The following is a 13264-nucleotide window of genomic DNA, read 5'->3' on the forward strand; positions in this document are numbered from 1 at the left end:
ATTGCTCGTCCGGCGGGGTACATGAGGGACCGCAAGGAGGCGCCCATGTCGCAGTTCCCTCAGAACGGCCCGCCGCGCGCGCGGGGCACCGCGCCGCTCGACGGCTACGTGCCTTCCCAGCCCTCCGCGCAGGGCACCGGGGCCCTGGACCAGGTCCTCCGGCGCGAGGACCTTGCGCGCGAGATCGCCCAGGGCGAAAAGGTGGTCTCGACCATGCGGCCCCGGATCAAGGCCCTGGACCGGGCGATCGCCGCCCACATCGCGCCGAGTGAGGCTCTCGACGAGGTATTCATCGGGGTGGTCGAGAGCGAGCGAGAGTACACCATGCGCCTCGCCAACCAGGTCGCCGCAACCCCCGAGCGGCTGCGGCAGGCCCAGGTGCTCGTCACCCAGTTCCGGCTCGCCGAGCAGGCGCTCGTCGAGGCCAAGGCCGCCGAGGCCCAGTTCGCGGCCGCAAACCTCGCGGTCGGCCGGGTGGAGGGCTTCAGCCTCACCAAGTTCAAGGGCTGTCTCTACCCCCTCTACTTCTTCGCCACGGTCTTCCCGGGCATTCCGATCCTGGAGAGCCTCTTCCCTCACATGAGGCTGCCGGCTCAGACCCAGCCGCTCTCCCGGACCGTGCCCCTGCCGAGCGTCCCGCCTGCCGCGCAGCCCGAGCCGGCCCCCGCCGAGCCCGTCACGAAGATAGGCAAGCTGGTCGGCGACCTGTGGCGCAAGTCGGTCTTCTCGAAGCGGGATTAAGTGGCCGGGAAGACCGTGCGGGGGTGCAGCAGCTCGCCCCGGCGCTCGTAGACGGCAAGCAACCGATCGGGGGCGTGCACCCGCACCAGGGCGCCCTCGGGCTCGCCCTGCACCGGCAGGGTCCGGCCGTAGCCGATGGCCTGCGCGTCCTCGCTCGAGGCGTCCCGACGAGTCAGGTGCGCGAGGTAGTCGTCCTCGGCGGCGTAGCGGATGTCCTCGTCCAGGGCGAAGGCGCCGTCGAGGTCGAAGTCGCCCGCCCGGGTCCTCAGCAGGAAGGCCAAGGAGGCCGGACAGCTGAGCGCCGCGCCCAGGTCGATGGCCAGCGAGCGGATGTAGGTGCCCGCCGAGCACGCGACCCGCAAGAGCGCCTTCGGGCGCGCGCCGGGGGTGAACTCCACCAGCTCCAGCGCCTCGATCGTCACGTCGCGCAGGGGCAGGTCCTCGATGACGATTCCCTCGCGGGCGAGCTCGTACAGGCGCCTTCCCTGGTAGTGAACGGCCGAGACCATAGGGGGGCGCTGCTGGATGGGACCCCTGAAGCGCGGCAGGACCGCCGTAAGGGCCGCGCGATCGAAGGCGCAGTCCTCCTCGGCCAGGATCTCCCCCTCGCAGTCCCCCGTGGAGGTCGAGACCCCGAACTGGATCTCGGCCAGGTACTCCTTGCCGGAGCGCAGGTAGGGCAAGAGACGGGTGGCCGTGCCCACCGCCACGGGCAGCACGCCGGTCGCGACGGGATCCAGGGTGCCGGCGTGGCCGACCTTCTTGGTGCCCAGGCGGCGCCTGAGGGCCGCGACCACGTCGTGCGCGGTCATGCCCGGGGGCTTGAGGACGTTGAGGAGGCCGGACTTAACGGCGGGCTTTGAGTTCAAGGTCGATCGCTTCCAGCAGGGTCTGGACCGCCCGGTCCATGGGCAGGGCGAGGGTGCAGCCGGCGGCCCGGCGGTGACCGCCGCCGCCGAACTTGGCGGCGAGGCGCGAGACGTCCACGGTCTCCTTGGAGCGCATGCTGGCCTTGAGATCGCCGCTGGCGGTCTCGCGCAGGAAGAAGGAGACCTCGACCCCCTTGACGGCGCGCAGCCGCTCGGCGAGGCCCTCGGTGTGCTCTTCCTTGGCGCCCGCCTCGTCGAGCATGGCGCGGGTGATGGTGGTGTAGGCGACGCGGCCGCCGCTCGTGATGGTCGCGCTCGCGAGGCCCATGGCCTTGATCTTGAGCTCGGCCAGGGGCACCTGCTCGAAGAGGGCGCGCGAGATGGCACCGGGCTGGACGCCCGCGCGGATCAGGCTTGCCGCCATCTCGTGGGAGGTGGCGTTGGTCGCCTCGTAGGCGAAGCTGCCGGTGTCGGTCACCAGCGCCACGTACATGCCGATGGCGGCCTCGGAGTCGATGGGGACGCCGAAGTGACCGTAGAGGCGATAGACCACCTCCCCCGTGGCCGCCGCGTCCTCGAGCACCACGTTGACGTGGCCGAAGCGGGGGTTCGAGACGTGGTGGTCCACGTCGACGATGAGGCCGAAGGCCTCGAGGCGCGCCCGCAGGCTGCCGAACCGGCCCATGTCCGCCGCGTCCAGGGTGACCAGGCCGGCGTCCGAAGGCAGGTCGGCGGGCAGCTCGGTGACGACCTCGTCGGTCCCCGGCAGGAAGCGGTAGGCATCGGGCACCGGGTCCGGGCACACGTGGATCACCCGGTGGCCGAAGGCGCGCAGCAGGCGCTTCATGGCGATCGCCGAGCCCAGGGTGTCGCAGTCCGGGTTCATGTGGGAGGCCACCACCCAGGCGGTGGGCCCCCCCTCTCGCAGGACCGCGATCTCGGAAGGAAGGCTACTCGCCATGGCCTTCCGGCTCGCCGCCTTCGCGCTTGATGCGCGCCAGGAGGTCGTGGATGTGGGCGCCGTGCTCGATGGAGCGGTCCTGCTTGAAGTGGAGCTCGGGCACCACCCGCAGCTTGACGGCCTTGCCGACCTCGGAGCGGATGAAGCCGACCGCCGAGCTGAGGCCCTCCATGGTCAGGGCCTGGGTGGGCTCGTCGCCGTAGATGGAGACGAAGATCTTGGCGTGGCGAAGATCGCCCGAGACCTCGACGTCGGTGATCGAGACCATGCCGGTGATGCGGGAGTCCTTGAGGCGCCGGATGGCATCCGCGACCACATCCTTGATGACCTCGGAAACTCGTTCGGCTCGCTGGTTGCCCATGATGGCCTGCTTTCGGAAAGTGAGCCCCGGGCGGGCCTTGGCGCCGCCCGGGGCCAGGGAGCCTGGCTACTGCTTGACCTGCATCAGGTAGGCTTCGATCACGTCGCCCTCCTGCAGGTTGTTGAAGCCATCGAAGGAGATGCCGCACTCGTAGCCCGTCGCGACTTCCTTGACGTCGTCCTTGAAGCGCTTGAGGTTGTCGAGCTTGCCCTTGTAGAGCTCCTCGGTGCCGCGCATGACCTTGGCGATCGCCCCGCGCTGCATCTTGCCTTCCTTGACCATGCAGCCCGCGATGACGTCCTGCTTGCCCACCTTGAAGATGGCCCGGACCTCGGAGCGGCCGAGGAAGACCTCCTCGTACTCGGGCTCGAGCATGCCCTTGATCGCGGCCTCCATGTCCTCGATGGCCTTGTAGATGATGTTGTACTCGCGGATGTCGACGCCGTCGGCGCTGGCCTTGGCGCGGGCCGCGTCGTTGGCCTTGACGTTGAAGCCGATGACGATGGCGTCCGAGGCCGCGGCGAGCATGACGTCGGCTTCCGAGATGTCGCCGGTGCCCGAGTGGATGACCCGGACCTGGACGTCGCCGTCCTTGGCGGTGATCTTGGAGAGGCTGCTCTCGAGCGCCTCGGCCGAGCCCTTCACGTCGGACTTCAGGATGACCTTGAGGTCCTTGATCTTGCCTTCCTGGATGCGGCTGTAGACGTCGGTCAGCGAGATGTGGCGGGTGGCGTTCAGGCGCTGGTGGCGATCGTACTCGGCGCGCTGGGAGGCGATGTTCTTGGCGGTCTTCTCGTCCTCGACCACCTGGAACACGTCGCCGGCGGCGGGCACGGCGGGCATGCCGAGCACCTCGACGGGCATCGCGGGGCCCGCCTCCTTCACCCGGCGGCCCTTGTCGTTGATCATGGCGCGGACCTTGCCCGCGATCGAGCCGACCACGAAGTTGTCGCCGACCTTGAGGGTGCCGTTCTGGACGAGCACGGTGGCCACGGGGCCCATGCCCTTGTCGAGCTGCGCCTCGATGATGATGCCCTTGGCCATCTTCTTGGGGTTGGCCTTGAGCTCGAGCACCTCGGACACCAGCAGGATCATCTCGAGCAGGTTCTCGAGGCCGATCTTCTGCTTGGCCGAGACCGGGACCATGACGGTCTGACCGCCCCACTCCTCGGCGACCAGCTCGTACTCGGTCAGCTGCTGCTTGACCTGGTCGGGGTTGGCGCCGGGCTTGTCGATCTTGTTGATGGCGACCAGGAGCTGGACGCCGGCTTCCTTGGCGTGGCTGATGGCCTCGATGGTCTGGGGCTTGACGCCGTCGTCGGCCGCCACCACCAGGACCGCGATGTCGGTCGCCTTGGCGCCGCGGGCGCGCATGGCGGTGAACGCCTCGTGGCCCGGGGTGTCGAGGAAGGTGATGATCTGGTCGTTGATCTTGACCTGGTAGGCGCCGATGTGCTGGGTGATGCCGCCCGCCTCGCCCGCCGTGACGTTGGTCTTGCGGATGGCGTCAAGCAGGGAGGTCTTGCCGTGGTCGACGTGGCCCATGATGGTGACGACCGGCGGACGGTGGACCAGATCGGCCTCGTCCTCGACCTCGACCTCGACGACGGCCTCTTCCTCGTTGGGGTTGACCAGCTCGAAGGTGTACTCCAGCTCGGTGACGATCATCTCGGCGGTCTCGAGCTCGAGCGTCTGGTTGATGGTCGCCATGATCCCCTTCATGAAGAGGCGCTTGATGATCTCGGTCTCCTTGACGCCCATCTTGTCGGCGAGCTCCTTGACCGTGATGGAGCCCGAGAGCTTGATGTGCTTGGTCAACGTGGCCAAGTTGCCTGCCGTTTCTGCCTCGTGGCGATCGCGTCCACGGCCGCGCTTGCCGCGCTTGCCGCCGGACTCCATGACCTTCTGGGTGTTCTCCCGGTCCTTGTCCTTCCAGGCGTCACGCCGGCCGGGGCCGCCATGGCCGGGCCGAGGACCGCCGGTGCCGGGGGCCGCGGGGGCAGGGGCGCCGCCCGCGGGGCGGGCGGGGCCGCCGGCGCTTGCCGGCCGGCCGGGGCCGCCCGGGCCGGGCCGGCCGGGAGCGGTGGGGCGCGCCTGGGGCGCCGAGGGACGCGGGGGCTGAGGGGCCCCTGGCACGCCGGGGCGCATGGGCGCCGCAGCGCCCGGAGCGCCGTGGGCCGCCGGCGCCTGGGGCGCGTGAGGGGCCTGGGGAGCGGGCTGAGCCTGCGCTTGCTGGGCAGGCCGCGTCGAGCGGAACTGCGGCACCGGCCCGCGCTCGTGGGCCGCGGGGGGCAGGGGCGGGGTGACGGCCGGCCGCGAGGGCGGCGTCGGGCGCGAGGTGGGGGTCACCGAGCGGTGCGCCTGAGCGGCCGCCTGAGCCGGGCGCAGCGGGGCCGGCGCCTGGGGGGCGGGGGCCTGAGGGGGCTGGGGTGCGCCGGGTGCGCTGGGGGCAGCGGGGCGGGCCGGGGCCTGCAGAGGCGCGCCGGGGGCAGCGGCCTCGACGGGCTTGGCCTCGGCGGCGACGCTCGGCTCGGCGGCCTCGACGGGCTCGGGGGCCTCGACGGGGGCCGCGACCTCGGCGGGCTTGGGCTGCGGCGGCTGCACCGGCTGGGCAGGGCGGTGGATCGCGACCTTGGGCTTGGAGGGCGTCGAGGGCTGAGTGGGGCCCAGGACCTTCTCCAGCGCCGCCTTCTCCATGGCCGTCGTCAGGACGTTGAAGTTGTTCTTGATTTCCATGAAGCCCAGGTCGTGCAGCACCGTGATCATGTCCTTGCTTGGGACGTTGAGCTTCTTGGCCAGTTCATGTACCCGCATGTGTTTCCTTCCTCCTAGCCGACGGATGATCCGTCGGACCGCCCCCCGCCTTCGTGCTCTTGGCCGAGGGCGGCGATGTTCTTAGCCAGCTCAGCTGGAACATGGCACCGCAATGCCCGATCGAGTTGCCGTCGCTTGAGCGCGTCCTCGACGCACCGCCCGCGGCGGTGGACGTAGGCTCCGCGCCCTTGCGCCTTGCCGCTGAGGTCCAGGAGGATGTCTCCCTCGGGTGTCCGAACCAACCGGATCAATTCTAACTTTGATCCCAATTGGCGACAACTCACGCAGCGACGAAGCGGCTCGGCACCCATGGCTTACCTAGACGCCTTCGCCCTCTTCGGCGACTGCCGGAGTCTCCTCGGAGGCCTCTGCGACGGCCTCTTCGGTCGCGATGGCCTCTTCGGCCGCGACGGCCTCTTCGGCCGCCGTCTCGACGCTCTGCGTCTCGGAGACCTCGGTCGCGGCCTCCTCGACGAACTCCTCGTCGACCGGGTAGTTCTCGATCTCGCCCATGGCGCTCTCGAGCGCCGCGGCGTTGAGCTCGCGCTGCTGCGACTCGCTCTTGATGTCGATCTTGTAGCCGGTCAGGCGAGCGGCCAGGCGGACGTTCTGCCCCTCGCGGCCGATGGCCAGGGACAGCATCGCGTCCGGCACGACCACCTTGGCGGTGCGCTCCAGCGAGTTGACCGAGACCGAGACGACCTTGGCGGGCGAGAGGGCGTTCGCGATGAAGGTGGTGGGATCCTCCGACCAGCGGATGATGTCGATCTTCTCGTTGCGCAGCTCGTTGACGATGCCCTGGATGCGGCCGCCGCGGGCGCCGACGCAGGCGCCGACGGGGTCGACCGACTGGTCCTTGGACCGCACGGCGAGCTTGGTGCGGAAGCCGGCCTCGCGGGCGATGGCCTCGATGGTCACGGTGCCGTCCATGATCTCGGGGATCTCGAGCTCGAACAGCTCGCGGACGAGCCCGGCGTGGCCGCGGCTGACCAGCAGCTGCATGCCGCGGGTGGTCTCGCGGACCTCGCACAGGAAGATCTTGATGCGGTCGCCGGGGCGGTAGCTCTCGCCGGGCACCTGCTCGGAGCCGGGGACGATGCCCTCGACCTTGCCGAAGTTGACGATGATGTTGCGGCCCTCGAAGCGCTGGACGGTGCCGATGATCGTCTCGCCCTCCTTGCCCTTGAACTGGTCGAGGACCTGCTTGCGCTCGGCCTCGCGCAGGCGCTGGTTGAGCACCTGCTTCATCATCTGGGCGGCCAGGCGGCCCAGCTCGCTCGGGTCGGGGGTGACGTCGATCTCGAGGACCTGGCCGACCTCGGCCTCGTCGAGGAGCTCCTTGGCCTCGGACAGCAGCATCTGGCTGTCGGGATCCTCGATCTCCTCGACCACCTCGCGCAGGTCCAGGACGTGGAACTCGCCGGTCTCGAGGTCGAGGCGCGCGATGGTGTTGGGGTGCGGGTGGGCCGTCTTCTTGTAGGCCGAAAGCATGCCGGCCTCGAGCGCCTCCTGGAGCACCTCGGTGCTCACGCCGCGCTCGCGCTGCATCTCTTTGAAGAGTTCCTTGTCAATCTTCATGGTCGTCTACCTCAATCGATCGTCAACCGCACCAAGGAGACCTGCTCCTTGGAAAATTCCTGTTCGCCCTCTGGGCTCTTGATCCGGATCATCGCCTCGGTGGCGCCGAGGAGCTCGCCCGTCCACTCCTTCTTGCCGCCGACGGGGGCGTAGGTCTTGATGAGGACCTTGCGCCCCTTGAAGCGGTCGAAGTCGCGCTGCGAGCGCAGCGGGCGCTCGGCGCCCGGGCTCGAGACCTCGAGCATGTAGGCGCTGGGGACCAGGTCCGGCTGCGCGTCGAGCGCCTCGTCCAGCGCCCGGCTGACGGTCTCGCACTCGGCGTGCGAGATGCCCGCCTCGGAGTCGATGGTGATGCGCAGGATCCAGTTGCCGCCCTCCTTGAGGTACTCGACGTCGAAAAGCTCGACGCCGGCGCTCTCGGCGATGGGGCGGGCCAGTTCGGTGACCTGCTCGGCGATGCGTGACACGGGATCCCCCTAGACACAAGAGAGCGGGCCGAGGCCCACTCTCCAAAGCATGCGCTCCATGCGAACCCGTCGGGGTCGGCGTGCGCACTGGATTTATCGGCCCGAAGGCCGTGGCTGAGATTCAGTATACCATACTTCAAGAACGGTTGTTGGCGCCCCGATGGCCCCCCTACTTCGTGTAGACCTCGGGCTTGAGTACCCCGATGAAGGGAACGTTGCGGAACTTCTGCCGGTAGTCGAGGCCGTAGCCGACCACGAACTTGTCGGGGATGGTGAAGCCGGTGTAGCGGACCGGGACCGTCTCGATGCGGCGCGCGGGCTTGTCGAGAAGGGTGCAGATCTCGAGCGAGGCGGGGCGGCGCTCCATGAGGGTTCGCACCAGGTAGCTGAGCGTCAGCCCCGTGTCGATGATGTCCTCGAGGATCAGGACGTGGCGGCCGGTGATGCTCTCGTCCAGGTCCTTGAGGATGCGCACGACGCCGCTCGAGCGGGTCGAGGCCCCGTAGCTGGAGACGGCCATGAAGTCGAGCTCGCAGGGGATGGTGATCTGCTTGTAGAGGTCGCCCAGGAACATGGCGACGCCCTTGAGCACGCCGATGACCACCAGGTCCTTGCCGGCGTAGTCCTCGGAGATGGTCTTGCCGAGTTCGTTGATGCGCGCCTGCAGCTCTTCGGTCGAGATGAGGGTGTGGTCGATCGATTCGAGAAGGTTGGGGAGGTAGGTGCTCACGCGGGGTCTGCTCCTTGGCTCGAGGCGGGACGGTCGGTCCGATCCTAGCAAAGCGGCCAGGCCATGTCCACCGGCTGACCCCGCGATTCCAGAAACCCGCGAAACCTTATAGCGTCAGGGGTAGAAACCGCTTGTTTGGTGTATAATCCCTCGGGCCGAAGCGACCGGTGCTTCCCCCGGGGGTCTTCCTCACCGATTTAGGAGCGACAAGCGTGATCAAGAAAATCCTTCCCCTCGCCCTCTGCGGCCTCCTGGCGGGCTGCGCGGCGATCAAGGAGTTCCAGCCCCTCCAGTCCGGCCTCCAGACCTTCTTCGTGCGCTCGCTGGTCGTCGCGAAGCCCGCGGGCGGCGGCGAGGACAAGCACGCCTTCCTCATCTGGGCGAGCACCGGCGACAAGATCACCGCCATGAAGCGCGGCTCCGGGGTGGGCGCCACGCCGGCCGACACGGTCAACATCGACACCAACACCTCCTTCCACGACGACCAGGGGATCACCCCGGGCGGCACCTACGTCTACGCGGCCACCTTCGGCGAGAAGACCCTCACCCGCTCGATCAAGGTCCTCGCCAAGGAGGACGCCGGCAAGGTCACCGCCACGGCTCCCGATGTCCTCCGTGACCCCCAGGCGGGCGTAGCGGCCGCGGCGCGGCCCACCTTCAGCTGGACGCTGGACCAGTCAGACGGGAAGGCCAGCGGCTTCCTGGTCTCGGTGGTCAAGGCCGACAACGTGAACAGCACCGCGGGCCTGGCTCCGGTCTACACCGCCTTCCTCGACGCGGCGTCGCACTCGGCCGGCGTGGCCTACGGCACCCCTTCGGACATGAGCGCCATCACCAAGGAGCTGCTCGACGCGCTGGCTTCGGCCGACTCCAAGTACGCCAAGAAGGACGGCGACGTCCCCGACCTCGAGAAGGGTGCCAAGTACGTCTGGCTGGTCGCGCCCATCGCGGTGGACAAGGAGAAGGCCAGCTTTGCCATCGGTGATCAGTCCGCGGCCGCCTTCCAAGTCGCCCCCTAGCCCGAGCGCATCAAGAGAGGATCTCATCCCGTGAAGAAAAAGCTTTGGGCGATCGCCCTGACGGCGGCGACCCTTCCCCTCATGACCCTGCCCGCCTTCGCCGCAGAACCCCTCGACCCCCGGGCGCTCTCGCTGGGCGGCCACTACTCGGCCTTCGCCAACAGCGACGTGAACGGCACCCTGAGCAACCCGGCCCTCCTCCACGAGCAGCGCGGCTGGTTGTACCTCGGTCCCAACCTGGGCTTCGGGATGGGCACCAACCTGATCGGGGTCTCGGACTTCCAGGAGACCGCGAACTACGCCGGGTACCTGGGCAACTACTTCTTCGGCTACTCGCCGTCGCTCGCGGGCAACGAGCCCCAGCCCGTGCCCGACGCGGTCGCGATGCCGGCGAGCCTCAAGGCGGTCGTCAGCGACAAGCTGACCATCGACCTGGGCCTGCGCTCGGGCCTGCTCGGCTTCAAGCTGCCCGTTCCCTCGCTTCTGGGCGTCAAGACCCAGGGCGCGAACGGCAAGAGCCAGCTTGCCTGGGGCGCGCTCGGCGCCCGCACCTGGCTCGACGGCGGCCTCGATCTGGCCATCTCGTCGCCCGAGCTTCTGGGCTTCGTCACCAACTACCCGACCCTCGACCAGAACCTCAAGGGGGCCGTCGCGGGCCTGGTGGCCCGCCTCAACTCCAACGAGGCCGACCCGCAGGCGGTGCTCGGCGACGTGGCCAAGGTCCGCGCGGAGCTTGCGAGCGAGACCGGCTTCAAGCCCTTCATGAAGAAGGACGCCAGCGACACCGGCGACCGCGCCCTCACCATCACCGAGACCAACCGCGCCTACGCCACCACCGCGGTCTCGCTCTCGCAGCCCATCCCCTTCCCGGGTCTGCCCTTCTTCCCCAATGCGAAGGCCTCGGTGGGCGGCTCCTTCAAGCTGTTCGTGACGGGTCAGTCCCTCGCGACCCCCATCCAGACCGAGAACGGCGCAGGCAACTTCTCCATCGGCCCGGTCGGCTCCGTCGGGGCCAAGACGACCGTCAACCTGTCGGAGCCGCTCGCCGGCCTCGACGCGGCCCTCGGGACCATCTCCACCGACTTCTCCAAGATGCAGGGCCTGAGCCAGGAGCTCGCCAACTTCGCCAAGATCGACTACGCCAAGGCCGTCAGCACCGAGCTCAAGAGCCGTACCGCCAACAGCATCGGCTCGGGCGTCGACCTGGGCGCGGTGGTGAACCTTGACGATCGCCTCTCGGTCGGTGCCACCCTCGTCAACCCCGTGGTCTTCTGGCCCGGCACCGAGAGCCAGTTCAACGGCAAGTTCGACGGCTCCAAGTTCAGCCTCACCTCGACGGCTTCGGACAAGAGCATCAACTTCACCGACACCGAGCCCATGTCCCTGAGCTTCGGCGCCGCCTACCGCCTGCCCCTCGGCTTCACCGCCATGGCCGACCTGCGCCAGTCGTTCGAGCGGGATCTCTTCTCCGATCAGCTGCTGTACGGGCCGAGCCTGCAGGGCGGCCTGGAGTGGAACATCTTCAACCTCCTCTACGCCCGCACCGGCGCGCGCTTCGGCGGCAAGAACCCGCTGTACGGCGCGGGGCTCGGCCTCAACCTGTTCGTCACCAAGCTGGACCTCTCGGGCGGCGTGAGCCAGGACTTCAAGTCCGGCACCATCGCCGTCTCGACCGGCTTCGGCTTCTAGCTCGGCGGCGAGGGGCACTACCTGCCCCTCGCCCCTTCAGTTTTCGATGCGGCTCTTTCGTCGAACCCCCGCTTCTGAACCGGCCCCCCGCGCGCAAGCGGCGGGGGGCTTCGGCGCGATCCCGGTCGGCGCGTTCTGCGACGTCACGGTGCTCTTTGCCGACCTCGAGGGCTTCACCGCCATGACCGAGCAGCTTCCCGCGCCCGAGGTGGTCGTGCGCCTCAACGAGACCTTCTCGGCTCTGACGGATGCGGTGGACCGCTTCGGGGGGCGGGTGGACAAGTTCATGGGCGACGCCATGCTGGTCGTCTGGTCCGAGGCCGATCCGTGCCGCTCGGCCGCGCTCGCGGTCCAGGCCGCGATCGCCATGCAGGCCGAGGCGGCCCTGCTCCAGGCCCGAGCGCTCGGCGAGGGGCGCCGCCCGGTCAAGGTCCGCATCGGGATCTCGTCGGGCCGGGCGGTCATCGGCGAGATCGGGGCGCCCCAGCGCCGCGAGACGACCGTGATCGGGGACGCGGTCAACACCGCCTCGCGGCTCGAGGCCCTCAACAAGGACTTTCACACCGACTCCATCCTGTCGGGCGCGACCCGCGAGCTGGCCGGGGATCGCCTGAGGGCGCGCGACCTCGGGATGGTGACGATCAAGGGGCGTCGCGAGCCGGTCCGGGCCTTCGCTCTGGTCGCATGGGACGAAAAGGGGGCTCGGTGACGCCGCACGCCGCCTTGCTCTCGCTCGAGTGGATCGGCTTCGTCAGGGACCTGGTGGGGGTCTCGGCGCTCGCGACCATCCTGGTCTACCTGTATAAGCTGCTGCGCCCCAGCCACGAGATCGACCGCATCGGCTTTTTGGCCCTTGCGGTCGCCACCACGGGGACCGTGGCGGGCCTGGTTCTGGGCCTCGTCGTCCTGCGGGCCGTGGTGCCGTGGGCCGCCTTCTCTCTGAGCGCGCTGCTCGTCTTCTGGGTGCTCGAGCTGGAGTTCGGCACGCGCCTGCTGGGCCTTTGCGCGGCGCTGGTGCTCGCCCTGGGTGCCATCTTCATGGCGACCTGCCTGCCTCTCTATTTCGGTTCGCTGCCCTGGCTCTTCCTGACGGCCAGCGGTGCGAGCGCGAGCGCGGGGCTGCTCGCGTTCGCGGCGACGACCGCGTTGCCGTCGCTGTTGCACCACACGGGCGGTGCCCTCACCGCGCGCAAGACCAGCCGATTCTTCGCGCTGGGGCCCTCTACGATCGCCGAGACGGCCTACCGGACCATCGCCTGGGCCCTGCCCGTTCAGCTCGCGAGCCTGGCCTCGGCCCTGATCGGGCTGTACGAGCGGCAGGTCGCGCCCCTTCCGGTCGGGCTCATGGGCCTTGCGACCTTTCTTGCGGTGCTCTACGCGGTCTGGTGCCGCCGCGCCGGCTTCGGGTTCGGGTACAGGCCATGGCTGCTCTTGCTGCTGGGGGGGGCGTCGCTCGCCGCCATGCGCCTGCTGGCCCCGTGCTGAGCGCGGGTGAGGTCGCGCCCCGTTGTGGTAGAATAACCTGCGACCCGTCCTCGGAGGCCCATGCATGACCCTGTTCCCCTTCGGTGCCAAGCGCCCCTCTGGCAAGCCCCCCAAGTCGCGGACCCGCGAGACGATCGAGACCTTCGTGGTCGCCCTGGTCCTTGCCCTGACGGTGCGCGCGACCGTGGCTGAGGCCCGCTTCATCCCGTCCGAGTCCATGCTGCCGACCCTCGAGGTGGGCGATCGCCTGATCGTCGAGAAGGTCTCCTACCGCTTCGAATCCCCCGCTCACGGCGACATCGTCGTCTTCAACCCGCCGGCGAGCGCGGGCTTCAGCGAGAACAACGCCTTCATCAAGCGGGTGATCGGGGTGCCGGGGGATCGCCTCTCGGTCCACGACGGCAAGGTGTTCCGCAACGGGATCGAGCTCACCGAGGCCTACATCAAGGAGGCCCCCGACTACCTGATGCCCGATCCGAGCAACCCCGGGGCCTACTTCCACGACGGCCGCGAGGTCACGGTGCCCGCGGGCCACGTCTTCGTGATGGGC

Annotated in this window: 13 protein-coding genes; 6 read left to right on the top strand and 7 right to left on the bottom strand. The window is 69.0% G+C overall.

The window, feature by feature from the left end:
* The first annotated feature begins 45 nt into the window (after window positions 1-45).
* Window positions 46-741 (top strand): hypothetical protein, encoded by a 696-nt coding sequence (locus V6D00_13950; protein ID HEY9900272.1) that lies wholly within the window; start codon window positions 46-48, stop codon window positions 739-741.
* Here V6D00_13950 and truB read toward each other — a convergent pair.
* The 7 genes from truB to hpt form a co-directional block, all read right to left on the bottom strand.
* On the bottom strand, window positions 738-1610 hold the full coding sequence (gene truB, locus V6D00_13955; protein ID HEY9900273.1) for a tRNA pseudouridine(55) synthase TruB: 873 nt from the start codon (window positions 1608-1610) through the stop codon (window positions 738-740). The two genes, V6D00_13950 and truB, sit on opposite strands and share 4 nt — an antisense overlap.
* Window positions 1588-2571 (bottom strand): bifunctional oligoribonuclease/PAP phosphatase NrnA, encoded by a 984-nt coding sequence (locus tag V6D00_13960; GenBank protein ID HEY9900274.1) that lies wholly within the window; start codon window positions 2569-2571, stop codon window positions 1588-1590. Before V6D00_13960 ends, truB begins: the two co-directional genes overlap by 23 nt.
* Window positions 2561-2932, bottom strand: a complete 372-nt coding sequence (gene rbfA / locus V6D00_13965; GenBank protein ID HEY9900275.1) for a 30S ribosome-binding factor RbfA — start codon at window positions 2930-2932, stop codon at window positions 2561-2563. Before rbfA ends, V6D00_13960 begins: the two co-directional genes overlap by 11 nt.
* Window positions 2933-2998: 66 nt before the next feature.
* The gene (infB, locus tag V6D00_13970; GenBank protein ID HEY9900276.1) at window positions 2999-5746 is read right to left on the bottom strand and encodes a translation initiation factor IF-2; all 2748 of its coding nucleotides are present in this window, start codon (window positions 5744-5746) and stop codon (window positions 2999-3001) included.
* Between the two features lie 318 nt (window positions 5747-6064).
* Entirely contained in the window at window positions 6065-7324 is a 1260-nt protein-coding gene (gene nusA / locus V6D00_13975) for a transcription termination factor NusA (protein ID HEY9900277.1), read from the bottom strand.
* A gap of 11 nt (window positions 7325-7335) precedes the next feature.
* A complete protein-coding gene (rimP, locus tag V6D00_13980; protein ID HEY9900278.1) occupies window positions 7336-7791 on the bottom strand; it encodes a ribosome maturation factor RimP in 456 nt (151 codons plus the stop codon).
* A gap of 169 nt (window positions 7792-7960) precedes the next feature.
* Window positions 7961-8521, bottom strand: a complete 561-nt coding sequence (gene hpt / locus V6D00_13985) for a hypoxanthine phosphoribosyltransferase (protein ID HEY9900279.1) — start codon at window positions 8519-8521, stop codon at window positions 7961-7963.
* 212 nt (window positions 8522-8733) lie between these two features.
* Between hpt and V6D00_13990 the strand changes: the two genes are divergently transcribed.
* From V6D00_13990 to lepB, 5 genes are all read left to right on the top strand, one after another.
* On the top strand, window positions 8734-9540 hold the full coding sequence (locus tag V6D00_13990; GenBank protein HEY9900280.1) for a hypothetical protein: 807 nt from the start codon (window positions 8734-8736) through the stop codon (window positions 9538-9540).
* A 30-nt stretch (window positions 9541-9570) separates the two neighbouring features.
* Window positions 9571-11229 (top strand): hypothetical protein, encoded by a 1659-nt coding sequence (locus V6D00_13995; protein ID HEY9900281.1) that lies wholly within the window; start codon window positions 9571-9573, stop codon window positions 11227-11229.
* Window positions 11230-11275: 46 nt separating this feature from the next.
* Window positions 11276-11938, top strand: coding sequence for an adenylate/guanylate cyclase domain-containing protein (locus tag V6D00_14000; GenBank protein ID HEY9900282.1), 663 nt, complete (start codon window positions 11276-11278; stop codon window positions 11936-11938).
* Window positions 11935-12714: a hypothetical protein gene (locus tag V6D00_14005; GenBank protein HEY9900283.1), complete on the top strand. Its 780-nt coding sequence runs from the start codon at window positions 11935-11937 to the stop codon at window positions 12712-12714. Before V6D00_14000 ends, V6D00_14005 begins: the two co-directional genes overlap by 4 nt.
* A 64-nt stretch (window positions 12715-12778) precedes the next feature.
* Window positions 12779-13264, top strand: a 486-nt coding sequence (lepB, locus tag V6D00_14010) for a signal peptidase I (GenBank protein ID HEY9900284.1), incomplete at its 3' end; no start/stop codon positions are given.

The organism is Pantanalinema sp. (genome assembly GCA_036704125.1).
Lineage (GTDB): Bacteria > Cyanobacteriota > Sericytochromatia > S15B-MN24 > UBA4093 > JAGIBK01.

Excerpts from the sequence above, each read along its gene's own strand:
- V6D00_13950 (HEY9900272.1), top strand. The coding sequence starts at position 46 with ATGTCGCAGTTCCCTCAGAACGGCCCGCCGCGCGCGCGGGGCACCGCG.
- V6D00_13960 (HEY9900274.1), bottom strand. The coding sequence starts at position 2,571 with ATGGCGAGTAGCCTTCCTTCCGAGATCGCGGTCCTGCGAGAGGGGGGG.
- rbfA (HEY9900275.1), bottom strand. The coding sequence starts at position 2,932 with ATGGGCAACCAGCGAGCCGAACGAGTTTCCGAGGTCATCAAGGATGTG.
- infB (HEY9900276.1), bottom strand. The coding sequence starts at position 5,746 with ATGCGGGTACATGAACTGGCCAAGAAGCTCAACGTCCCAAGCAAGGAC.
- nusA (HEY9900277.1), bottom strand. The coding sequence starts at position 7,324 with ATGAAGATTGACAAGGAACTCTTCAAAGAGATGCAGCGCGAGCGCGGC.
- V6D00_14000 (HEY9900282.1), top strand. The coding sequence starts at position 11,276 with ATGCGGCTCTTTCGTCGAACCCCCGCTTCTGAACCGGCCCCCCGCGCG.